This window comes from Kitasatospora sp. NPDC094028, assembly GCF_049543595.1.
Lineage (GTDB): Bacteria > Actinomycetota > Actinomycetes > Streptomycetales > Streptomycetaceae > Kitasatospora.
The window spans coordinates 198521-220505 of record NZ_JBMVFA010000002.1 but is presented as its reverse complement, the minus strand read 5'-3'; the positions used below and the strand labels follow the sequence as shown (position 1 = coordinate 220505).

Genomic DNA, 21985 nt, shown 5'->3' with positions numbered 1-21985 from the left:
CGCTGATCGGGGAACACGCGTGACCGGCCCCCAGTACGACCCCCACGACGCCCCGCCGCCGGAGGAGGACTGGCAGCCCGCCGAGGACCCGTTCCCGGCCGGCGCCTTCGACGACGCACCCTTCCCGGACGGGCCGAGCGACCGGCTCCCGGTCTCCCGCAACCGCGGCGGCCAGGGCGGCGGCCGGGGCGACGGTCAGGGCGGCTTCCGCAAGGGCGGCGCCGGCTTCAACGACAGCGGCAAGAAGGGCGACCGCCGGGACCGCCGCGACGACGAGGGCCGGGGCGGCGGCGACGGCTTCGAGCGGGTGCCCCCGCAGGACCTGGCGGCCGAGCAGTCCGTCCTCGGCGGCATGCTGCTCTCCAAGGACGCCATCGCCGACGTCGTCGAGATCCTCAAGCCGGCCGACTACTACCGGCCCGCGCACGAGCTGGTCCACGGCGCGATCCTCGACCTCTACGCCCGCGGCGAGCCGGCCGACCCGATCACCGTCGCCGGCGAGCTGACCAAGCGCGGCGAGCTCCAGCGGGTCGGCGGCGCCGCCTACCTGCACACCCTGGTCAACTCCGTCCCGACCGCCGCCAACGCCGAGTACTACGCCCAGATCGTCCACGAGCGCGCCGTGCTGCGCCGCCTGGTCGAGGCCGGCACCCGGATCGCCGGCATGGGCTACGCGGCCGAGGGCGACGTCGACGAGATCGTCAACGCCGCCCAGGCGGAGATCTACGCCGTCACCGAGCAGCGCACCAACGAGGACTACGCGCCGCTCGCCGACATCATGGAGGGCGCCCTCGACGAGATCGAGGCGATCGGCTCCCGCAACGGTCAGATGTCCGGCGTGCCGACCGGCTTCGCCGACTTCGACCAGCTCACCAACGGCCTGCACCCCGGCCAGATGATCGTCATCGCGGCCCGCCCCGCCATGGGTAAGTCCACCCTCGCGCTGGACTTCGCCCGCGCCTGCTCGATCCACCACAAGCTGCCGAGCGTGATCTTCTCGCTCGAAATGGGCCGCAACGAGATCGCCATGCGTCTGCTCTCCGCCGAGGCCCGGGTCGCGCTGCACCACATGCGCTCCGGGAACATGACGGACGACGACTGGACGCGGGTGGCCCGCCGGATGCCCGACGTCAGCGAGGCGCCGCTGTTCATCGACGACTCGCCGAACCTGTCGATGATGGAGATCCGGGCCAAGTGCCGCCGGCTCAAGCAGCGCAACGACATCAAGCTGATCGTCATCGACTACCTCCAGCTGATGCAGTCCGGCGGCTCCCGCCGAGCCGAGAACCGCCAGCAGGAGGTCTCGGACATGTCCCGTAACCTCAAGCTGCTGGCCAAGGAGCTGGAAGTCCCGGTCATCGCGCTCTCCCAGCTGAACCGTGGTCCGGAACAGCGCACCGACAAGCGGCCGATGGTCTCCGACCTGCGCGAATCCGGCTCGATCGAGCAGGACGCCGACATGGTCATCCTGCTGCACCGCGAGGACGCCTACGAGAAGGAGTCCCCGCGCGCGGGCGAGGCCGACCTGATCGTCGCCAAGCACCGTAACGGCCCCACCGCGACCATCACCGTCGCCTTCCAGGGCCACTACTCGCGCTTCGTCGACATGACCCGGGACTGACCCGGCTGTCCCCGGCTGTCCCCGGCTCGCCCCGGCCGTTCGCGGTCGGTCGCTTCGGGCGGAGGCGGTCAGAGCGTCACGGTGGCGCGGAAGACGGTCGCCGCCGGGCCGGCCAGCCGGGTGGGGGCGCCGGTGGCGGGGAGGAACGCCGACTGGCCGCGGGCGAGGGTCAGGCCGGTGCCGTCCGCGGCGGTGAGGCGGGCGGTGCCCTCGGTGCAGAGCAGGATCTGCGGGGTGCGGCCGTCCACCTCGCACGGGGTGTCGCCCAGGGTGAAGCGGGAGAGCCGGAACTCGTCGATCGGGACGGGGTACAGCTCCTCGCCGGGCGCGGCCGCGACCCGGCGCGGGTGCACCGGCTCGGGTGCGCAGGGCTCGAAGACCACGACCTTCAGCAGCTCGGGCACGTCGATGTGCTTGGGGGTGAGGCCGGCCCGCAGCACATTGTCCGAGTTGGCCTGCAGCTCGACGCAGGCGCCGGACAGGTAGGCGTGCGGCACCCCGGCGCCCAGGTAGAGCGCCTCGCCGCTGTGCAGCCGGAAGTGGTTGAGCAGCAAGCCGGCGATCACGCCACGGTCCTCGGGGAAGTCCTTCGCGATCCGGTTGTACGGCGCGTACTCGCCCTGCGGGTCGGTGCGGCCCAGCGCCTCGACGGTCTCCCGGACGGTCCGCGCGGCGGCCTCCCCGTCCATGGTGAGCACGGCGGCCAGCGCCCCGCGCAGCGCCTCGGACTCTCCCCCGGCCTTCGGCGAGGTAGCGCCGTGTCCGGCGGCCAGCAGCGCGATCACCGGGTCGAGCCCGGGCACCGCGAGGCCGGCCAGCAGGCGAGCCGCGTCCGCGGGCCGGCGGAAGCCGCACAGGCCCTCGAACTCGCCCAGCGCGCACACCATTTCAGGCTTGTGGTTGTCGTCCCGGTAGCTGCGTTCGGGGGCGTCCAGCGGGATGCCGAGCGCGTTCTCGGCGGCGAACCCGGCCCGGGCCTGGGCCACGGTGGGGTGGGCCTGGATGGACAGCGGGATGCCCGCGGTGAGGACCTTGAACAGGAACGGCAGGGCCGGGCCGAACTTGGCCACGCTCGCCTCGCCCAGCTCGCCCCGCGGATCGGCGGCGATCAGCTCGTCCAGCCGGCGCGGTCCGGCGCCGCGGTCGACGCGGGACGGGTCGCCCGGGTGGGCGCCCATCCACAGCTCGGCCTGCGGTTCGCCGGTCGGCTCCACTCCGAGCAGCTCGGGCAGGGCCGTGAGCGACCCCCAGGCGTACGGGCGGACGGTGTTGACGAGCCTGTCCATGCGCGCGGTCCTACTCCTTCGCTGACTGCCAGCGCCGGCTGGGCGGGCGGGTGCCGGATCGCCGGGGCGGGGCCCCGGGTGGCGCGGGCGGTACGGGCGGTACGGGCACGCGCCAGGGCAAGGGCATCGACCCTAGCCGACCGGTGTCCCGGAAGGGGAAACGGTGGGTGTCCGGTGGGAGTGCCGAGGACGGACCGGCACTTCCCGGGGGCGCGGTAGTAGGATGCCAGGACGCGGAAGTCTCCGCCCCGCGCGACAGTTCCCCACCGCGGCGATCGCCGGCGGGCCGGCGGCGGAGCCGCGTTCCAGACTGCGGGAGCCGGTGTTCTGGTACTCCCCGCCATCGGCCGAGAGGTTTGTACGTGACCGTGAACCAGCGGAGTTTTGCTGATCTCGGCAGGGTTCTGGTGATCATCCCGACCTACAACGAGGCGGAGAACGTCCAGCGGATCGTCGGCCGGGTCCGCGCCGCCGTCCCCGAGGCCCACGTGCTGGTCGCGGACGACAACAGCCCGGACGGCACCGGCGAGCTGGCCGACAAGCTGGCCGCCGACGACGGCCACGTGCACGTCCTGCACCGCAAGGGCAAGGAGGGCCTGGGCGCCGCCTACCTCGCGGGCTTCCGCTGGGGTATCGACGAGGGTTACGACGTCCTGGTCGAGATGGACGCGGACGGCTCGCACCAGCCCGAGGAACTGGACCGCCTGCTCGCCGCGCTGCGCGGCGCCGACCTGGTGCTCGGCTCGCGCTGGGTGCCCGGCGGCCGGGTGGTGAACTGGCCGAAGTCCCGGCTGCTGCTCTCGCGCGGCGGCTCGACCTACTCGCGGCTGATGCTGGGCGTGCCGATCCGGGACGTCACCGGCGGCTACCGGGCCTTCCGCAAGGAGACCCTGCTGGGCCTGGGCATGGACGAGGTGGCCTCGGCCGGGTACTGCTTCCAGGTCGACCTGGCCTGGCGCACGGTGAAGGCCGGCTTCAAGGTGGCCGAGGTGCCGATCACCTTCGTCGAGCGCGAGCTGGGCGCGTCCAAGATGAGCCGCAACATCGTGGTCGAGGCGCTGTGGCGGGTGACGTCCTGGGGCGTCGCCGACCGGGTCGCCAAGCTGCGCGGGGGCGCGAAGAAGGGCTGATCCGCCGCCCGAACGTCCGAACGGGCCCGCCCACCGGTTGTCGGTGGGCGGGCCCGTTCGCGTGTCCGGGGGCCGGCGGCGGTGGCTTCAGCAGCCGCCCTTGAGGGCGCTCTCCGGCAGGTAGCGGTCGGCCCAGACGGCGAGCTCGCCGAGGGCGGGCTTCAGCGCGAGGCCGCCCTCGGTGAGCCGGTAGCTGACCCGCAGCGGCGGGCCGGCGTCGACCTCGCGGACGACCAGACCGGCCTCGGCCAGCTCGGTCAGCCGGTCGGAGAGCATCCGCTCGCTGATGGCCGGGATCGCGCGGCGCAGCTCGGAGAAGTAGGCCGGGCCGCCGTGATTGAGCACGCCCAGCAGCAGGCCGGTCCAGCGCTTGCCGAGCAGAGTGAACACCCGGTGGAGGGCCATCTCGACGTTGATGCAGCCGGCCTCGCTCCCGGCGTCGCACACGTCGGCGGGGGCCGGGACGGCGTCGGCCGCCGTGCCGGTCGTCGTCGCCGGGCTGGTCTTCGTCGCGCCGGTCACCACGTCGTCGGTCACTGCCTCGCGCTTGGCCATGGCTCCAGCCTACTAGACGCTTCCCTAGTGACTGCAGAAAAGTAAGCTGCTACGGTAGCTGCAGCTGCACGGGAAAAGGCAGCTACTAATCTCTCGGAGGTACTGCCATGCCCACGCTCCTGCACATCGACTCCACCGCGGTCGTCGACGGCTCCCTCTCCCGCGAGGTCGCGGCCGCCTTCAAGGCCGCCTGGCTCGCCGAGCACCCCGGCGGCACCGTGATCCACCGGGACCTCGCCGCCGCCCCCGTCCCGCACCTGGACGTCCACGGCATCAACGGCGCGTACGTCCCCGCCGAGGGCCGCACCGCCGAGCAGGCCGCCGCCTGGGCCCTGCGCGAGGAGCTGATGGCCGAGCTGGAGCAGGCCGACGCCGTGCTGATCGGCGCGCCGATGTACAACTTCACGATCCCGTCGACCCTCAAGGCCTGGCTGGACCAGGTGATCCTGGTCGGCCGCACGGCCGGCGAGGCGCCCACCGCCAAGGGCACCCCGGTCACCGTCGTCGCCCCCCGCGGCGGCTCGTACGCGCCCGGCGCGCCGCGCGAGCCGTACGAGTTCGTCACCACGTACCTGGAGAAGGTGCTCACCGGCATGCTCGGGCTGGAGGTCGACTTCATCGTCCCGGAGTTCGCCCTGGCGGCGAAGGTGCCGGCGATGGCCGACTTCGTCCCGAACGCCGTCGCGTCCCGGGCGCAGGCGCTGGAGCAGGCCACCCGCCGCGGCAAGGAGATCGCCGCCCGGGTCGCGGTGTGAGCTGACCGTCACGACCCGTCTGGCGCGCCTCGCTCGCGATCGGTCGCCGCTGCTCCCATGCTGTAGGGCGCAGCACGTCCGTCCGCGAACCAAGGGAGCAGCCCGTGACGTCGTCCCCGCCCGAGGAGAGCGCCGACGCGGAGCGGGTGGACGCCGAGCCCGCCGGGGCCGGCCCCGCCGCGGCGGCCGATCGGCCCGCCCGGCCGCTGGAGGTCGCCGTCTTCACCGGCCCCGAATCGGCCTTCTTCGCCACCTCCACGCTGATCCTCGGCGAGCACGCGGCGATCCTGGTGGACGCCCAGCTCACCCGCAGCGCCGGTCGCGAACTGGCCGAATGGGTCGCGGGCAAGGGACGCCGACTGCTCGCCATCGTCGTCACCCACCAGCACCCCGACCACTACTTCGGTGCCGAGGAGGTGCTGAAGCTCTTCCCCGACGCGCGGCTGCTGGCCGCGCCGGCGGTGGTCGAGGGCATCCGGCGCACCGCCGCGGCCAAGGTCGCCCAGTGGAAGCCGGTGTACGGCGACGACGTCCCGGACCACCCGCTGATCCCCGCCCCGCTGCTGCCGCAGCCGCTGATGCTCGACCGGCAGGTCATCCCGGTGCTGCTGCTCGGGCAGGGCGACTGCGGGAACTCCACCGTCGTCCACGTGCCGAGCATCCGCACGGTGATCGCCGGTGACTTCGCCTACAACGGCACCCACGTGTGGACGGCCGACACCACCCCCGCGCAGCGCACCACCTGGGGGCACAACCTCGACCGGATCGCGGACCTCGACGTGGACCGGGTGATCGCCGGGCACCGCGCCCCCGGGCAGGGCGACGACGCCGCCCGGGTGCTCGCCTTCACCGGCGAGTACCTGCGGGACTTCGACCGGCTGCTGGCCGAGCACCCGGACGACGCGGAGGCGCTGACCACCGCGATGAACGAGCGGTACGGGGAGCTGACGCTGCCGGTCGTCCTGGACCTGGGCGCGGCGGCGAACACCGCCGCCCGGCAGGAGGCGGCGGACGCGGCGGACGCGGCGGACACCGTCGATCCGGAGGACACCGTGGAGATCTCCCCGGAGGACCTGGAGCCGTAGAGCCTGGAGCCGTAGGGCCTGGAGCCGTAGGGCCTGGCCCTTGGGCCCCGGGCGGGATACTGGCCGCATGACGCCGTACGACGTGATCGTCCCGGCGGGCGGGGCCGCCCGGCGGCTCGGCGGGGCCGACAAGCCCGGCCTGACCGTGGGCGAGAGCAGCCTGCTCGACCGGGTGCTCGCCGCCTGCGCGGGCGCCCGCACCGCCGTCGTGGTCGGCCCCGCCCGGCCGACCGGGCGGGCCGACGCGCTCTGGACCAGGGAGCGGCCGGCCGGCGGCGGGCCGGTCGCCGCCGTCGCGGCCGGGCTCGCCCTGGTCACCGCCGACACCGTGCTGCTGCTCGCCGCCGACCTGCCCTTCCTGGACCGGCGGACGGTGGAGCGCCTCGCCACCGCCCTCGACGAGGCCGGGGAGCACGCCGACGCCGCCGTCCTGGTCGACGCCGCCGGACGCGACCAGCCGCTCACCGCCGCCTACCGCACCGCCCCGCTGCGCGCCGCCCTGGCCGCCCTCGGCGACCCGGCCGGGCTCCCGCTGCGCCGCCTCACCGGCGGGCTGACCCGGGTGCTGGTGGCCGACACCGACAACGTCGCGTACGACTGCGACACCTGGGAGGACCTGGAGCGGGCCCGGGAGCGGGACCGGCGGCAGGAGTAGCGCGCTTCCGGTGCTTCCGCGCGGTTCACGGCCCCGGCTGGGGCGCTGTGAGCGAATCGACGCGCGCCGCACACGGGGCGAACACCTCCCGGAAACCGCCGATCGGGCAGCATGGGCGCATGGAGCGCACGCTGGATGACTGGATCGCCGAGGTCAACGCCGACCTGGGCATCGACCTGGACGTGGACGTCCGGGGCCTGCTCGACATGGCCCGGGTGGTCGCGCACGGGGTGGAGCGGCCCGCCGCGCCGCTCACCGCCTTCCTGATCGGCTACGCCGCCGCCCAGCAGGGCGGCGGGCCGGAGGCCGTCGCCGAGGCCGTCCGGCGGACCGTGGCGCTCGCCGAGCGGTGGACCGCCGCCGACCGGCCGGGCGAGCCGTGAGCACGGTCGGGCAGACCGCGATGGCCGCACCGCACACCGGCCCCGGGGTGCTCGGCTGGCCGCGGGCCCGGGCGACCGCCCGGCGGGCCGGGCTGCGCCCGCTGCCCGCGCTCGGGCTGCCGCTGGTCGAGGCGCTCGGCCACACCCTCGCCGAACCGCTCACCGCGCTGACCGACCTGCCCGCCTTCGACACCTCCGCGATGGACGGCTGGGCCGTCGCCGGGCCCGGGCCCTGGCGGGTGGCCGGGCAGGTGCTGGCCGGCCGCACCGAGGTGGCGCCGCTGGACGACGGCGCCGCCGTGCAGATCGCCACCGGCGCCCAACTGCCGCCCGGCGCCACGGCGGTGCTGCGCCGCGAGCACGGCCGGGTCGACGGCGCGCTGCTGCACGCGTGCGGGCCGGGGCCGCTGACCACCGGTCAGGACGTCCGGCCGCGCGGTCAGGAGTGCCGCCGGGGCGAGGAGCTGCTGCCGGCCGGTGCGCCGGTGGGCCCGGCCGTGCTCGGCCTGGCTGCCGCCTGCGGCCACGACCGGCTGTCGGTCCACCGCCGCCCGGTGGTCCAACTGCTGGTCCTGGGCGACGAGTTGCTCGCCTCCGGGGTGCCCAGGCCGGGCCTGGTCCGGGACGCGCTCGGGCCGCTGCTGCCGCCCTGGCTGCGCGCGGCCGGTGCCGAGGTGGCCGAAGTCCGGTGCGTGCGCGACGACTTCGGGCTGCTCCGGGACGCGCTGCGGCACTCCGGGGCCGACGTGGTGATCACCACCGGGGGCACCGCCGCCGGGCCGGTCGACTTCCTGCACCGGGCCCTGGCCGAGGCCGGCGCCCGGCTGCTGGTGGACGGCGTGGCCGTCCGGCCGGGGCACCCGATGCTGCTGGCCGAACTCCCCGGCGGGCGGCACCTGGTGGGCCTGCCCGGCAATCCGCTGGCCGCCGTCGCCGGCCTGGTGACGCTCGCCCTGCCGCTGCTGCACGCCCGCAGCGGGCGGAGCGCCGAGGGCCCCGCCGCGGCGCCGGCCGCCGTCGCGCTGCCCGGGCACCCGGTGGACACCCGGCTGCTGCCCGTCCGCCGTACCGCCGAGGGCGTCCGCCCGCTCGCCTTCGACGGGCCGGCGATGCTGCGCGGCCTGGCCCTGGCCGAGGCGCTGGCCGTGGTGCCGCCGGGGGGCGTGGCGGCGGGGGAGACCGTCGAGCTGGTGGAGGCCCCGTGAGCGAGCGGAGCGAACCCGCCGTCGAGCGGTGCGGGTGGGCGAACGCCCCTGCCGAGCGCGGCGAGGCGGGCGCATGAGGCGTCTGCGCGGGGCCGTGGCGCCGGGGACGGACCCGTGGGCGGACGCCGGGATCGTGCTGCCCGCGCGGCGCACCGAGCCCGCCCTGCGGCAGGTCGGCTCGCGGCTGCTGCTGGCGCTCGCCGTCCTGGTCGCCACCAGCGTGATCGTCTACCTCGACCGGGCCGGCTACCACGACAACGCGGGCGGCGAGTTCAGCTTCCTGGACGCGGCGTACTACGCCACCGTCACGCTCTCCACCACCGGGTACGGCGACATCACGCCGTACAGCGACAGCGCCCGGCTCATCAACATCCTCGTCATCACCCCGCTGCGGGTGCTGTTCCTGATCATCCTGGTCGGCACCACGCTGGAGGTGCTGACCGAACGGACGCGCCTGCAATGGCGGTTGAACCGCTGGAGGTCCACCGTGCGCGAGCACACCGTCGTCATCGGGTACGGGACGAAGGGGCGCAGCGCCGTCGACACCCTGCTCGGGCAGGGGGTGAAGAAGGAGGAGATCGTCGTCGTCGACCCGCAGCGCAAGGCGATCGAGCACGCCTCGCAGCACGGCCTGGTCGGCGTGGTCGGCGACGCCACCCGCACCGACACCCTGGTCCGCGCGGCGCTGCCGGACGCCGCCCGGGTGGTGGTCGCGCCCGAGCGGGACGACACCGCGGTGCTGATCACCCTGACGGCGCGCCAGTTGAACAAGGCGGCCACCGTGGTGGCGGCCGTCCGGGAGGACGAGAACGCGCCGCTGCTGCGGCAGAGCGGCGCCGACGTGGTGGTCACCAGCTCCAGCTCGGCCGGGCGGCTGCTCGGCCTGTCGATGCTCAGCCCGCACGCCGGGGCGGTGATGGAGGACCTGCTGACCTACGGGCAGGGGCTGGACGTGGTGGAGCGGCCGGTCACCCGGGCCGAGGCCGGGCACGGCCCGCGCGACTGCGCGGACCTGGTGGTCGCGGTGGTCCGCGGGCGGCGGGTGCTCAACTTCAACGAGCCGGAGGCGGCGGTGCTGCAGCTGACCGACCGGGTCATCGTCATCAAGGCGACCGCCCGCGGGGCCTGACGCCGGAACGGCCGTGCGGCGCAGTAGGTTCGGGGCATGCATGCGATGACGATTCCCGTACCCGGCGGTCCCGAGGCGCTCGTCTGGGCCGAGGTGCCCGACCCGGTTCCCGGTGAGGGCGAGGTCCTGGTCGAGGTGACGGCCACCGCCGTCAACCGGGCCGACCTGCTCCAGCGGCAGGGTTTCTACAACCCGCCGCCCGGCGCCTCGCCGTACCCCGGGCTGGAGTGCGCGGGGCGGATCGTCGCGCTCGGGCCGGGGGTGTCCGGCTGGGCGGTCGGCGACGAGGTGTGCGCGCTGCTGGCCGGCGGCGGCTACGCGGAGCTGGTCGCGGTGCCGAGCGGGCAGCTGCTGCCGATGCCGAAGGGGCTGGGCCCCGAGCAGGCCGCGGCGCTGCCGGAGGTGGCCTGCACGGTGTGGTCGAACGTCTTCCTGACGGCCCACCTGCGGCCCGGTGAGACGGTGCTGCTGCACGGCGGCGCCAGCGGGATCGGGACGATGGCGATCCAGCTGGCCAAGGCGGTCGGGGCGCGGGTCGTGGTCACGGCGGGCGGCCCGGAGAAGCTGGCCCGCTGCGTCGAACTGGGCGCGGACGTCGCGGTCGACTACCGCGAGCAGGACTTCGTCGACGAGGTCCGCAAGGCCACCGGCGGGGCCGGGGCGGACGTGATCCTGGACATCATGGGCGCCAAGTACCTGCAGCGGAACGTCGAGGCGCTGGCGGTCAACGGACGGCTGGTGATCATCGGGCTGCAGGGCGGCGTGAAGGGCGAGCTCGACCTCAACGCGCTGCTGCGCAAGCGCGCCGCGGTGATCGCCACCAACCTGCGCGGGCGGCCGCTGGCGGAGAAGGCGGCGATCGTGGCGGCGGTGCGCGAGCACGTGTGGCCGCTGGTGGAGTCCGGGGTGGTGAAGCCGGTGGTGGACCGGGTGCTGCCGCTGGCCGAGGCCGGGGCGGGGCACCGGGTGCTGGAGGCGGGGGAGCAGGTCGGGAAGGTCGTGCTGCGGGCCTGAGCGGGCCGCGGCGGGGCGGGTCGACGGGTCCGAAATGCCCCTGTTGTCGGATTGTGTGAGGCTGGTCACGAGCTGTCCCGCCGCTGACCCGCCCCCGGGCGCGGTCGGCCGTCGGAAGGACCTCCGACCGTGGCCGCACCTCTCCGCGCGTCCCGCGCGCACGCGCTCCTCGGGCCGCTGCCCGTTCCGCCGCACCACCGTCGCAACCGCTGGGGCCGCTGCCGCCGGGACCTCCGTCCGGGCCGGGCGCGGCGGCTCTTCACGGCCGCCGTCCTGGGGGTGACGCTGCCGCTGGCCGTCGCCTCGGTCGCGGCGGCCGCGCCCTCGCCGGGGGCGGCGTCCGCTCCCGCCCCGGCGCCGTCCGGCGGGTCCCCGTCCCCGTCCCCGTCCCCGTCCGAGGCCGCCGGGCCGACCGGGACGGCGGGCGCCGACGCTGCGCCGAGCGCCGGGCCGGCGGCGTCCCCCTCGGCCGAGGCCCCGGATGCCCCCGCTGCCACCGGGACCGCGCCCGCCATCACGTCCACGTCCACGTCCATGCCCGCGCCCACGCCCACGTCCACGTCCCGGCCCGCCCCGACCCCGGCCGCCGCGCCGCCGCAGCACCCGGTGCGCCCGCACCCGGAGGGCGTCGACCCCCGGGCGCTGCGCTACCGGCCCGGCTCGGCGGCCGAGCGCGCCGACGCCGCCGCCGAGCAGGCGCCCGACCAGGCCGCCGACCAGGGCGTCGAGCAGGCCCCGGACCAGGCCCCGGACCAGGCGCCGGACCAGGCGACCGAGGACGACCCGGGCGCCCCGGACGCACCCGCGCCCACCGGCGATCCCGCCTCGGAGAGCGTTCCGGTGGCCTCCGGCCAGGCCGTCGCGGCCGCCGTCGCCGTGCCCGTCGTGCTGCCGGCCCGCTGGCAGGACGCGTCCACCGTGCAGCTGCCGCTGGGCGTCGGGCTGGGGCTGATCGGCTGCGGCGTGGGCCTGGTCGGGCTGCGGCTGCGGCGCGGCTAGCCGCCGGGCGCCGCTCCACCGGCGTGCGGGCGGCTGTCGTCGAGCGCCGATCGGGCCCGACCGCGGCCGGTCCGCGGCGCCGGTCGTCCGGCACCGCGCGGGATCTGAGTATCCGTACGGATTCCGGTCCGCCCCCGGTGGGCGTACCGTCGTGCGGGGTGGCGCAGGCAGGCGGGACGCACGGGGGCTTCCGCCCGACCAACCCCAGTGAGAGAGAATGTTGTTCATGACGAATCCGATGAACGAGCGCCCGTCGCAGGAGCCCTTCCGGGCCGCCGGCGGGCAGTCGCAGGACGGCCAGAAGGTGCTGATCGTCGGACCGGACGGGCTGCCCGTGGGCCAGGGGTTCGCCGCCGCGGACGACGGGGACGACGAGGGCGACCTGCCCCGTGAGCTCCCGGTGACCGAGATGGTCGAGCAGCCGGCCAAGGTCATGCGCATCGGCAGCATGATCAAGCAGCTGCTGGAGGAGGTCCGGATGGCGCCCCTCGACGAGGCGAGCCGGGCCCGGCTGAAGGACATCCACGCCAGCTCGATCAAGGAGCTGGAACTCGGGCTGGCCCCCGAGCTGGTGGCGGAGCTGGAGCGGCTGTCGCTGCCGTTCACCGAGGACTCCATCCCGACCGAGGCCGAGCTGCGGATCGCCCAGGCCCAGCTGGTCGGCTGGCTGGAGGGCCTGTTCCACGGCATCCAGACCGCCCTGTTCGCGCAGCAGATGGCGGCCCGGGCGCAGCTGGAGCAGATGCGCCGGGCGCTGCCGCCCGGGCTGCACGGCGGCGAGGCCGACGAGGACGAGCCGGGCCACGGCCGCGGCATCCGCTCCGGCCCCTACCTGTAGGTCGCGGCCGGCAGCCTGCCGGCCCGCCACCGGGGGGTGGCGCGCGGTCCCGGGCCGGGTGCGGCCCCCGGGGCCGTTCGACGTCGGCGCGAGCCGCTACTCTGACCCCTGTCGCAGGCCGAATCCGCCGCGACAGGGGTCTGCGGGGCCGGCGGGCCGGGCCCACACGCACGGACGAGAGACCGAACGTCACGGTCGCGGCACCGCGTCGCGCCGAGGGGGAGCAGAGGACCATGAGCGAGCACGGCAACGCGGCGGTCGAGGGCTTCTCCCTGGGCAACGGCCGCTATGTGCTGCAGCGCCTGCTGGGCGAGGGCGGCATGGCCTCCGTCCACCTCGCCTACGACAGCGTGCTGGGGCGGCAGGTCGCGCTGAAGAGCATGCACAGCGACCTGGGCCGGGACGACTCGTTCAAGGAGCGGTTCCGCCGCGAGGCCCAGGCGGTGGCCCGGCTGGAGCACCCGAACATCGTCACGGTGTACGACAGCGGCGAGGACGTCGCCGCGGACGGCTCCAGCACGCCGTACATCGTCATGCAGCTGATCGACGGCAAGGGCCTGCGCGAGTCCATCAACGACGCGGTCGCCCAGCAGGGCGCGATGCCGACCGAGGACGCCCTGCGGGTCACCGTCGGCGTGCTGAACGCGCTGGAGGCCTCGCACGACATGGGCCTGGTCCACCGCGACATCAAGCCCGGCAACGTCATGTTCGACCGCAAGGGCAACGTCAAGGTCATGGACTTCGGCATCGCCCGGGCGCTGGAGTCCGGCGTCACGTCGATGACCCAGACCGGCATGGTGGTCGGCACCCCGCAGTACCTCTCGCCCGAGCAGGCGCTCGGGAAGCCGGTGGACGCCCGCTCCGACCTGTACTCGGTCGGCGTGATGCTCTTCGAGATGCTCACCGGCCAGCTGGTCTTCGACGGCGACTCGGCCTTCTCGATCGCCTACAAGCACGTCCAGGAGGAGCCGCCCGCCCCCTCCGCGATCAACCGGGCCGTCACCCCCGAGGTGGACGCCTACGTCGCCAGGGCGCTGCGCAAGGACCCGGCGCACCGGTTCCAGAGCGCGGCGGAGATGCGGGACGAGGCGGAGCGGCTGATCGAGGCCGCCAAGGGCGGCGGCAGCGGGCGCGGGCTGCAGGCCAGCACCCCGCTGGTGATCGGGGAGGGCCCGCGCTCGGCGCACGCCGGGCCGCACGCCCCGCAGACCCCGCAGCCGCAGTACCTCAATCAAGCGCAGTCCGGGCAGCAGTACCAGACCCCGCCGCCGGCCTACCAGACCCCGGCCCCGCAGGCGCCGCACACCCCGCAGCCGCAGTACCTGCAGCAGGGCGGGCAGCCGCGGCCGCCGTACCAGACCCCGCCGCCGGCGTACCAGACCCCGCGCCCGCAGTACCCGCAGCCGGCGCACACCCCGCCGCCGCGGCCGATGCCGCCGTACCAGCAGCCGAAGCCCTCCGGCGGCGGCTGCTCGACGGCCGCGGTGGTGATCGCGATCATCGTCGGTGTCCTGGTGCTGGCCGGGATCATCATCGCGATCGTGATCAACAAGGCGCAGGAGAAGACCGGCAGCAAGGTCGGGCACGCCGCACCCCCGGCGGCCGTCCTGGTCCTGGACGTCCCGACTGACCGGAATGCCCTGATCTGACGGTCTCCGCCGGGTTCGGGCGTGCCACGCGCCCTCTCCGGAAGCGGTAGCGTTCGGGGATACGCAAGCGACAGGGCACCGCGATCCGAGCGAACGCCCGGGGCGAGGAGCGATGGCACAGACGCAGCAGCCGGACGACGGCGGTGCCCGGGCGGACGGTGGGACCGGCGGGACGCCGAGGATCCCCCAGCCCGGCAGCGGCGGGCCGCAGACGCCGGGCCGCGGCACCTCCGCCCCGATCGGCACGGTCGGTGACGGCCGCTACCGGCTGACCCACCGGCTCGGCCGGGGCGGCATGGCCGAGGTGTTCGCCGCCGAGGACATCCGGCTGGGCCGCACGGTGGCGGTCAAGCTGCTGCGCGGCGACCTGGCCCAGGACGAGGTCGCCCGGCTGCGCTTCACCCGCGAGGCGCACGCCGTCGCGGCGCTGAACCACCACTCGATCGTCTCGGTGTACGACACCGGCGAGGAGTACGTCGGGGACGAGTCCACGCCGTACATCGTGATGGAACTGGTCGAGGGCCGTACCGTCCGCGAGCTGCTGATGGAGGAGGAAGCGCCGCCGGTCGACCAGGCGCTGATCATCATCGCCGGGGTCCTGGAGGCGCTCGCCTACAGCCACCGGCACGGGATCGTCCACCGCGACATCAAGCCCGCCAACGTGATCATCACCAACACCGGCGCGGTCAAGGTGATGGACTTCGGCATCGCCCGGGCGCTGACCGGCGGGGCCACCACGATGACCCAGACCGGCATGGTCATGGGCACCCCGCAGTACCTCTCGCCCGAGCAGGCGCTCGGCAAGCCGGTCGACCACCGCTCCGACCTGTACGCGGCCGGCTGCATGCTCTACGAGCTGCTCGCGCTGCGCCCGCCGTTCACCGGCGACACCCCGCTCTCGGTGGTCTACCAGCACGTCCAGGACCCGCCGATGCCGCCCTCGCAGGCCAACGGCCGGGTGCCGGCGAACCTCGACCCGCTGGTGCTGCGCTCGCTCGCCAAGAACCCGGACGACCGCTTCCAGGACGCCGACGAGTTCCGCGCGCACGTCCAGCACGCGCTGCGCGAGATGCACACCGCCGGCCCCGGCTGGGTCGGCGACACCGGCGCCACCCAGGTGCTGCGGCCCACCGACGAGACCGCGGCCACCGCGGCCTTCGGCGCGATCGGCCCCGGCGACCGGACCTCGGTGCTGCCCTACTCCGTGCCGGGCGGCCCGCACACCCCGGCGACGCCGTACCAGGGCGCCGGCGGCCCGTACGGCGGTGGCGGCGGCGGTGGCGGCGACCACGAGGACGACGGCCGGCGGCGCCGCGGGCCGTGGGCCTGGGTGGCCGGCGCGGCCGCCGTGCTGCTCGCGGCCGGGATCGGCATGGCGGCGGCGTTCGGCGGCGAGGACAAGGGCACCAACACGCCCACAGCCCCCACCTCGGTGGTCAGCACGACCGAGTCCACCGCGCCGACCCCGACCGGCCCGCAGAGCCCGCAGCCGACCACGACCACCAAGAAGCCGCAGCAGCCGACCGACAACGGCTCGTACACCGGGAACGGCAGCGGCAACAACATGTCGCCGTCCCCGGGCACGGGCCGGCACACGCCGATGCCCACGGCGAGCGCGAGCGCCACCCACACACCGACCGCCAGTGCGTCGGCCACGTCCACGGGCGGGGCGACCTCGGCGCCGACGACGCCGAGCGGGGGCGGCGGCAGCACGGCCTCCAACCCGCCGCCGGTGCCCACGGGGACGACCAAGCCGACGCTTCCCGGGACGGGCAACTGACGGGCTCAGTTGGCGAAGGCGTCCAGGACCTGCTCGTACTCCTGGCACCACCACGCCAACTGGCCCGCCGAGGCGGGGTAGAGCGGGTCGGCCCGGTGGTCGCCCCGCTGGTAGCGCCACTGCAGCATCCAGAAGTCGTTCAGCCGCTCCCACCAGACCCGGTGGGCGGCGGCGGCCAGGTGCTCGGCGGTGGCGGCGCCGGTGGCCCGGTACGCCTGTGAGTAGCGGCGGACCCGGACCAGGTCGAGCATGCCGGACGCCCGGTCGTTGAACAGCAGGGTGGCGGCGCGGACGGCCTCCTCGGCGCGCGGCTGCGGGCCGAGCTTGTCCCAGTCCAGCACCGCCGCCACCGGGCCGCCGGCCCCGGCCCCGGCCTCGTCCCCGTCCGGGCCGGGGCCGTAGAGCAGGTTGAGCCCGTGGAAGTCGCCGTGGGTCCAGCCGGTGGGCGGGGCGGCCTGCGGGGCCGGGCGGCGGTGGGCGTGTTCGGCGAGCAGTTCCAGCCGTTCCGTCAGCCGGCGGTCGGCCAGCGCGTCCAGGTCGCCGTGCGGGCGGTGCTCGCGGGCACGGCGCCGCAGGTCGCGGGCGAGCGCGGCGCTGTCCGCCGGGTCGGCGCTGCGGTAGCCGGCGGGCTGGTCGAGCGGGGTGCACACGTCGTCGAGGGCGCCGTGCAGGCGGCCGAGCAGCGTGCCGAGCGCGTCGCACCGGGGCGGGGACAGCTCGGTGCCGTGCCGGTGCCGGCCCTCGACCCAGGGGAACAGCGCGAAGAGCCGGCCGTCCAGGGCGGCCACCGTGGCGGAGCTCCCGGTGCGGCTCAGCGGGGGTGCGACGGGCAGTCCGAGGGCCTGCAGGTCGGCCATCGCGCGGTGGTGGGCGAGGATCTTCGGGCGGGCGGCGGTGGCGGCGTCGACGTAGCACTTCAGGAAGTACGGGCCGGACTCGGTGGTGATCCGGTACCCCCGGTTCAGCAGACCCTCGGCGACCGGTTCGGCGGTCAGCAGGCGACCCACCGGGTAGCGGTCCAGGACCTCGGCGAGTGCGGTGTACGGAACGGGCGGGCTGAGGGTTCCCATCGGCGGGGCGGAGAGATCGGGGCGGGCCGGGGCACAGGCGAGGGTCTGGCTGAAAGTCACAGCCAGAGGTTATGGCCACCCGGTGAGGGTCCTTGACAAACCGTCAGATCTGTGAACGGGCCGGATCAGTACTGGTGGTCGGCCTGCCGCCGGGCCACGAAGGCCGCCGCCTGGGTGCGCCGCTCCATGCCCATCTTGGCGAGCAGACTGGAGACGTAGTTCTTCACCGTCTTCTCGGCCAGGTGCAACTCGTTGCCGATCTGACGGTTGGTCATCCCCTCGCCGATCAGGTCGAGGATCCGTCGCTCCTGCCGGGTCAGCTGGGCGAGCCGTTCGTCCTCCTTCTCGCCGCCGTCGCGCAGCCGGGCGAGCACCCGGCTGGTGGCGACCGGGTCGAGCAGCGAGCGGCCGGCCGCGACGTCCCGGACGGCGGTGATCAGGTCGGTGCCGCGGATCGCCTTGAGGACGTAGCCGGAGGCGCCCGCCATGATCGAGTCGAACAGTGCCTCGTCGTCCGAGAACGAGGTCAGCATCAGGCACTTGATCTCCGGCATCCGGGACCGCACCTCGCGGCACACCTCGACCCCGTTGCCGTCCGGCAGCCGGACGTCCAGCACCGCGACGTCGGGCCGCGCCGCCGGGATCCGGGACAGCGCCTCGGCGGCCGTGCCGGCCTCGCCGACCACCTCGATGTCGTCCTCGACCGAGAGGAGATCGTGTACGCCCCGCCGGACCACCTCGTGGTCGTCGAGCAGGAATACCCTGATATGTCCGTTGTGAGTCACGCCCAAAGCCTCCCATATCACCGTACGGCAGACCTATCGCCCGGACCCCGGCACCGGCGGGATCCGGCCACACTCGACCGAAACCGATACCGAGAACCCCCTTACGTACGGGCTTCCGCCCGGATAGCGTGCGCTGGTGTCCTGAAGGCGCTCGAAATGAGAGCTGCGTCACGCCGACCGTCACCCCCACCCTTCCGACGGCGAGCCGAACGCGGCACCCTCGGGGTTGTGGACCCCGAACAAGTAGGACGTCCTAGCGCAAAAGCGCCGAGGGCGGACGCTGGGTAACGTTCTCGTGCGGGAGCGCCGTCGGATCAGGATCACCACCTGCCACGCAGTAGGTGCGCACACCCACGCGCGCCCCGCGAGGCGGTGACCGGACCGGTCACCGGCGACCCCGGGCGGCCGGACAGACCGAGGAGTGAACGTGACCGTCAAAAGCACGGCGAGGACCCGCAAGAAGGCGGCCCCCGCTGTCCCTGACACCCTCCGCGCCACGGGTACGGACGCCCAGCCGGAGCTCGTCCAGCTGCTCACGCCGGAAGGCGAGCGGGTCGAGCACCCGGAGTACCCCCTCACCGTCACCCCGGACGAGCTGCGCTCCCTCTACCGCGACCTGGTGCTGGTGCGCCGGTTCGACGGCGAGGCCACCTCGCTCCAGCGCCAGGGCGAGCTCGGCCTGTGGGCCTCGCTGCTCGGCCAGGAAGCCGCCCAGGTCGGCTCCGGGCGCGCCATGCGCACCGGCGACTACGCGTTCCCCACGTACCGCGAGCACGGCGTCGCCTGGTGCCGCGACGTCGACCCGCTGAACCTGCTCGGCATGTTCCGCGGCGTGAACCACGGCGGCTGGGACCCGAACGAGAAGAACTTCCACCTGTACACCATCGTGATCGGCTCGCAGACCCTGCACGCCACCGGTTACGCGATGGGCATCACCAAGGACGGCGCCGACGACGCGGTCATCGCGTACTTCGGCGACGGGGCCTCCAGCCAGGGCGACGTCAACGAGGCCTTCACCTTCGCCTCGGTCTACAACGCCCCCGTGGTGTTCTTCTGCCAGAACAACCAGTGGGCGATCTCCGAGCCCACCACCACCCAGACCAAGATCCCGCTGTACCGCCGCGCCTCCGGCTTCGGCTTCCCGGGCGTGCGGGTCGACGGCAACGACGTGCTGGCCTGCCTCGCGGTCACCCGCTGGGCGCTAGACCACGCCCGCAGCGGCAACGGCCCGGTGCTGATCGAGGCCTTCACCTACCGGATGGGCGCGCACACCACCTCGGACGACCCCACCCGCTACCGGCTCGCCGAGGAGACCGAGGCCTGGAAGGCCAAGGACCCGATCCTGCGGCTGCGCACCCTCCTGGAGAAGGAGGGCCTGGCGGACGAGGAGTTCTTCGCCGCCGTCGACGCCGAGAGCGAGCAGCTGGGGCTTCGGGTGCGCGAGGGCGTGCGCAGCATGCCGGACCCGGACCCGACGCTGATCTTCGACCACGTGTACAGCGAGCCGCACGCACTGGTCGATGAGGAACGGGCCGAGTACGTCGAGTACGCGGCCTCCTTCGAGGCGGGGGAGAACCACTGATGGCCGGCCAGCTCAGCATCGCCAAGGCGCTCAACGGGGCGCTGCGCAAGTCGCTGGAGAACGACCCGAAGACCGTCCTGATGGGCGAGGACATCGGCAAGCTCGGCGGCGTCTTCCGGATCACCGACGGCCTGCAGAAGGACTTCGGCGAGGACCGGGTCATCGACAGCCCGCTCGCCGAGTCCGGCATCGTCGGCACCGCGATCGGCCTCGCGCTGCGCGGCTACCGCCCGGTCGTGGAGATCCAGTTCGACGGCTTCGTCTACCCGGCCTTCGACCAGATCGTCTCCCAGCTGGCCAAGATGCACGCCCGTGCGCTGGGCCACGTCAAGATGCCGGTCACCATCCGCATCCCCTACGCGGGTGGAATCGGCGCGGTCGAGCACCACAGCGAGTCGCACGAGGCGTACTTCGCGCACACCGCCGGCCTGCGGGTGGTCAGCCCGTCCAACGCGCACGACGCGCACTGGATGCTGCGCCAGGCCATCGAGTCGGACGACCCGGTGATCTTCCTGGAGCCCAAGCGGCGCTACTGGGACAAGGGCGAGGTCGGCGACTCCGCCGACCTGGGGATGCACGACGCCCGGATCGTCCGCGCCGGCACCGACGCGACGCTGATCGCGTACGGCCCGATGGTGAAGACCTGCCTGGAGGCCGCCGCGGCCGCCGAGGAGGACGGCCGCCGTCTGGAGGTCGTCGACCTGCGCTCGCTCTCCCCGGTGGACTTCCGCACCCTGGAGGAGTCGGTCAAGCGCACCGGCCGGGCGATCGTGGTGCACGAGGCGCCGGTCTTCCTGGGCATGGGCGCCGAGCTCGCCGCCCGGCTCACCGAGAAGTGCTTCTACCACCTGGAGGCACCGGTTCTGCGGGTCGGCGGCTACTACGCGCCGTACCCGCCGTCCCGCGTCGAGGAGGCCTTCCTCCCCGACCTTGACCGCGTGCTCGACGCCGTCGACCGCGCGCTCGCGTACTGATCCCGGGGAGCGCAGATGACCACCGCAGTTCGCTCGCTCCGCGAGTTCAAGATGCCCGACGTGGGCGAGGGCCTCACCGAGGCCGAGATCCTCAGCTGGTACGTCAAGCCCGGTGACACCGTCACCGACGGGCAGGTCGTGTGCGAGGTGGAGACCGCCAAGGCGGCGGTCGAGCTGCCGATCCCGTTCAACGGGGTCGTCGAGCAGCTCTTCTTCCCCGAGGGCTCGACGGTCGACGTCGGCACCGTGATCATCTCGGTCGCGGTCGCCGGCGAGGCGGGGGCCGCGCCGGCCGCCGCTCCGGCCGCCGCGCCCGCTGCTGCCGCCGCGCCCGCCGCCCCGGCCGAGCCGGAGCGCCGGGAGGTGCTGGTCGGGTACGGCCCGCGCACGGGTGGCACCCAGCGCCGGGCCCGGCGGACCACGCACACCACCACGACCGCGGTCGCGCCCGCCGCTCCGGCGGCGCCGGTCGTTCCGGTCGCGCCGGTCGTTCCGGTGGCCGAAGCGCCGGTCGGGGAACGGCCGTTGGCCAAGCCGCCGGTCCGCAAGCTGGCCAAGGACCTCGGCGTCGACCTCCGCGCGGTCACCCCGACCGGCGCGGGCGGCGTGATCACCCGCGAGGACCTGCACGCCTTCGCCGCGGCCCAGGCCGCGCCGGCGGCCGTGCCGGCCCCGGCCGTCCAGGCCGAGGCGGTCGCCGCGGTCGAGGCGCCGGTGTCGCTGCCGGTCTCCGCCGCGGGCGACGTCCGGGTGCCGATCAAGGGCGTCCGCAAGGCGACCGCGCAGGCGATGGTGGCCTCGGCCTTCACCGCCCCGCACGTCACCGAGTTCGTCCAGGTCGACGTGACCCGCACGATGAAGTTCGTCCGCAAGCTCAAGGAGACCGGCGAGCTCGGCCGGGACGTCCGGGTCAGCCCGCTGCTGCTCGTCGCCAAGGCGCTGCTCACCGCGATCAAGCGGCACCCCGAGATCAACGCGCAGTGGGACGAGGCGGCCCAGGAGATCGTCATCAAGGGCCAGGTGAACCTCGGCATCGCCGCGGCCACCCCGCGCGGCCTGATCGTCCCGAACATCAAGGACGCCGGGTCCAAGACCCTCACGGGCCTGGCCGTCTCGCTCGGCGAGCTGGTCGAGACCGCCCGCCAGGGCAAGACCTCGCCGGCCGACATGCAGGGCGGCACCGTCACCATCACCAACGTCGGCGTCTTCGGCGTCGACACCGGCACCCCGATCCTCAACCCGGGTGAGGCCGCGATCCTCGCCTTCGGCGCGGTCCGGGAAATGCCGTGGGTGCACAAGGGCAAGGTCGTCCCGCGCATGGTGACCACGCTGGCGCTCTCCTTCGACCACCGCCTGGTCGACGGCGAGCTCGGCTCCAAGGTGCTGGCCGACGTGGCCGGCCTGCTGGAGCAGCCGAAGCGGCTGATCACCTGGGGCTGACGGCTCCGGAGGAACGCGGCAGGGGCCCTGCTCCGCACCACGGTGCGGAG

General features: G+C 74.4%; 19 protein-coding genes and 1 pseudogene. 16 read left to right on the top strand and 4 right to left on the bottom strand.

Annotation, left to right across the window (positions count from 1 at the left end; all coding sequences use genetic code 11):
• Positions 1 to 19 precede the first annotated feature (19 nt).
• Entirely contained in the window at positions 20 to 1621 is a 1602-nt protein-coding gene (gene dnaB, locus ACPC54_RS04025) for a replicative DNA helicase (protein WP_498960922.1), read from the top strand.
• A 68-nt stretch (positions 1622 to 1689) separates the two neighbouring features.
• Here the strand turns inward: dnaB and manA are convergent, their stop codons facing one another.
• Complete coding sequence (manA, locus tag ACPC54_RS04020) at positions 1690 to 2907, bottom strand: mannose-6-phosphate isomerase, class I (protein ID WP_498960920.1); 1218 nt, start codon at positions 2905 to 2907, stop codon at positions 1690 to 1692.
• Between the two features lie 362 nt (positions 2908 to 3269).
• Here manA and ACPC54_RS04015 point away from each other — a divergent pair, with 362 nt between their 5' ends.
• Complete coding sequence (locus ACPC54_RS04015; protein WP_498960918.1) at positions 3270 to 4037, top strand: polyprenol monophosphomannose synthase; 768 nt, start codon at positions 3270 to 3272, stop codon at positions 4035 to 4037.
• A gap of 87 nt (positions 4038 to 4124) precedes the next feature.
• On the opposite strand, the gene ACPC54_RS04010 is transcribed toward ACPC54_RS04015, so the two are convergent.
• The gene (locus ACPC54_RS04010; protein WP_498961549.1) at positions 4125 to 4442 is read right to left on the bottom strand and encodes a winged helix-turn-helix transcriptional regulator; all 318 of its coding nucleotides are present in this window, start codon (positions 4440 to 4442) and stop codon (positions 4125 to 4127) included.
• A gap of 257 nt (positions 4443 to 4699) precedes the next feature.
• On the opposite strand from ACPC54_RS04010, the gene ACPC54_RS04005 reads away from it, so the two are divergent.
• The 11 genes and pseudogenes from ACPC54_RS04005 (at position 4700) to ACPC54_RS03955 (ending at position 16084) form a co-directional block, all read left to right on the top strand.
• Positions 4700 to 5347 carry an FMN-dependent NADH-azoreductase gene (locus ACPC54_RS04005; RefSeq protein ID WP_498960916.1) on the top strand — a complete coding sequence of 216 codons (648 nt, stop codon included), beginning with the start codon at positions 4700 to 4702 and terminating at the stop codon, positions 5345 to 5347.
• A gap of 104 nt (positions 5348 to 5451) precedes the next feature.
• Positions 5452 to 6432: an MBL fold metallo-hydrolase gene (locus tag ACPC54_RS04000; protein WP_498960914.1), complete on the top strand. Its 981-nt coding sequence runs from the start codon at positions 5452 to 5454 to the stop codon at positions 6430 to 6432.
• A 67-nt stretch (positions 6433 to 6499) separates the two neighbouring features.
• The gene (gene mobA, locus ACPC54_RS03995; RefSeq protein WP_498960912.1) at positions 6500 to 7087 is read left to right on the top strand and encodes a molybdenum cofactor guanylyltransferase; all 588 of its coding nucleotides are present in this window, start codon (positions 6500 to 6502) and stop codon (positions 7085 to 7087) included.
• 131 nt (positions 7088 to 7218) lie between these two features.
• Positions 7219 to 7470, top strand: a pseudogene (locus tag ACPC54_RS03990) (DUF6457 domain-containing protein); the annotation flags it as partial.
• A gap of 20 nt (positions 7471 to 7490) precedes the next feature.
• Complete coding sequence (locus ACPC54_RS03985) at positions 7491 to 8675, top strand: molybdopterin molybdotransferase MoeA (protein WP_498961547.1); 1185 nt, start codon at positions 7491 to 7493, stop codon at positions 8673 to 8675.
• 73 nt (positions 8676 to 8748) lie between these two features.
• On the top strand, positions 8749 to 9804 hold the full coding sequence (locus tag ACPC54_RS03980; RefSeq protein WP_498960911.1) for a potassium channel family protein: 1056 nt from the start codon (positions 8749 to 8751) through the stop codon (positions 9802 to 9804).
• Between the two features lie 36 nt (positions 9805 to 9840).
• Positions 9841 to 10818: an NAD(P)H-quinone oxidoreductase gene (locus ACPC54_RS03975; protein ID WP_498960909.1), complete on the top strand. Its 978-nt coding sequence runs from the start codon at positions 9841 to 9843 to the stop codon at positions 10816 to 10818.
• 129 nt (positions 10819 to 10947) lie between these two features.
• Entirely contained in the window at positions 10948 to 11817 is an 870-nt protein-coding gene (locus ACPC54_RS03970) for a hypothetical protein (RefSeq protein ID WP_498960907.1), read from the top strand.
• A gap of 226 nt (positions 11818 to 12043) precedes the next feature.
• Entirely contained in the window at positions 12044 to 12655 is a 612-nt protein-coding gene (locus ACPC54_RS03965; protein ID WP_498960905.1) for a bacterial proteasome activator family protein, read from the top strand.
• A gap of 233 nt (positions 12656 to 12888) precedes the next feature.
• Positions 12889 to 14304 (top strand): protein kinase domain-containing protein, encoded by a 1416-nt coding sequence (locus ACPC54_RS03960; RefSeq protein WP_498960903.1) that lies wholly within the window; start codon positions 12889 to 12891, stop codon positions 14302 to 14304.
• 112 nt (positions 14305 to 14416) lie between these two features.
• Positions 14417 to 16084: a protein kinase domain-containing protein gene (locus ACPC54_RS03955; RefSeq protein WP_498960901.1), complete on the top strand. Its 1668-nt coding sequence runs from the start codon at positions 14417 to 14419 to the stop codon at positions 16082 to 16084.
• A 5-nt stretch (positions 16085 to 16089) separates the two neighbouring features.
• Here ACPC54_RS03955 and ACPC54_RS03950 read toward each other — a convergent pair whose 3' ends face one another.
• Both ACPC54_RS03950 and ACPC54_RS03945 read right to left on the bottom strand, forming a co-directional pair.
• The gene (locus tag ACPC54_RS03950) at positions 16090 to 17154 is read right to left on the bottom strand and encodes a phosphotransferase (protein WP_498961545.1); all 1065 of its coding nucleotides are present in this window, start codon (positions 17152 to 17154) and stop codon (positions 16090 to 16092) included.
• A 125-nt stretch (positions 17155 to 17279) separates the two neighbouring features.
• A complete protein-coding gene (locus ACPC54_RS03945) occupies positions 17280 to 17939 on the bottom strand; it encodes a response regulator (protein WP_498960899.1) in 660 nt (219 codons plus the stop codon).
• A 427-nt stretch (positions 17940 to 18366) separates the two neighbouring features.
• Here ACPC54_RS03945 and pdhA point away from each other — a divergent pair, with 427 nt between their 5' ends.
• The 3 genes from pdhA to ACPC54_RS03930 are packed head-to-tail and all read left to right on the top strand — an operon-like array spanning position 18367 to position 21935.
• On the top strand, positions 18367 to 19521 hold the full coding sequence (gene pdhA / locus ACPC54_RS03940) for a pyruvate dehydrogenase (acetyl-transferring) E1 component subunit alpha (protein WP_498960897.1): 1155 nt from the start codon (positions 18367 to 18369) through the stop codon (positions 19519 to 19521).
• The gene (locus ACPC54_RS03935; protein ID WP_498960895.1) at positions 19521 to 20495 is read left to right on the top strand and encodes an alpha-ketoacid dehydrogenase subunit beta; all 975 of its coding nucleotides are present in this window, start codon (positions 19521 to 19523) and stop codon (positions 20493 to 20495) included. Before pdhA ends, ACPC54_RS03935 begins: the two co-directional genes overlap by 1 nt.
• 15 nt (positions 20496 to 20510) lie before the next feature.
• A complete protein-coding gene (locus ACPC54_RS03930) occupies positions 20511 to 21935 on the top strand; it encodes a dihydrolipoamide acetyltransferase family protein (RefSeq protein ID WP_498960893.1) in 1425 nt (474 codons plus the stop codon).
• Positions 21936 to 21985 lie beyond the last annotated feature (50 nt).

Coding starts and splice junctions, on each gene's coding strand:
- manA (WP_498960920.1), bottom strand. CDS start 2,907: ATGGACAGGCTCGTCAACACCGTCCGCCCGTACGCCTGGGGGTCGCTC.
- ACPC54_RS04010 (WP_498961549.1), bottom strand. CDS start 4,442: ATGGCCCTCCACCGGGTGTTCACTCTGCTCGGCAAGCGCTGGACCGGC.
- ACPC54_RS04005 (WP_498960916.1), top strand. CDS start 4,700: ATGCCCACGCTCCTGCACATCGACTCCACCGCGGTCGTCGACGGCTCC.
- mobA (WP_498960912.1), top strand. CDS start 6,500: ATGACGCCGTACGACGTGATCGTCCCGGCGGGCGGGGCCGCCCGGCGG.
- ACPC54_RS03985 (WP_498961547.1), top strand. CDS start 7,491: ATGGCCGCACCGCACACCGGCCCCGGGGTGCTCGGCTGGCCGCGGGCC.
- ACPC54_RS03980 (WP_498960911.1), top strand. CDS start 8,749: ATGAGGCGTCTGCGCGGGGCCGTGGCGCCGGGGACGGACCCGTGGGCG.
- ACPC54_RS03975 (WP_498960909.1), top strand. CDS start 9,841: ATGCATGCGATGACGATTCCCGTACCCGGCGGTCCCGAGGCGCTCGTC.
- ACPC54_RS03965 (WP_498960905.1), top strand. CDS start 12,044: ATGACGAATCCGATGAACGAGCGCCCGTCGCAGGAGCCCTTCCGGGCC.
- ACPC54_RS03960 (WP_498960903.1), top strand. CDS start 12,889: ATGAGCGAGCACGGCAACGCGGCGGTCGAGGGCTTCTCCCTGGGCAAC.
- ACPC54_RS03955 (WP_498960901.1), top strand. CDS start 14,417: ATGGCACAGACGCAGCAGCCGGACGACGGCGGTGCCCGGGCGGACGGT.
- ACPC54_RS03950 (WP_498961545.1), bottom strand. CDS start 17,154: ATGGGAACCCTCAGCCCGCCCGTTCCGTACACCGCACTCGCCGAGGTC.
- ACPC54_RS03935 (WP_498960895.1), top strand. CDS start 19,521: ATGGCCGGCCAGCTCAGCATCGCCAAGGCGCTCAACGGGGCGCTGCGC.
- ACPC54_RS03930 (WP_498960893.1), top strand. CDS start 20,511: ATGACCACCGCAGTTCGCTCGCTCCGCGAGTTCAAGATGCCCGACGTG.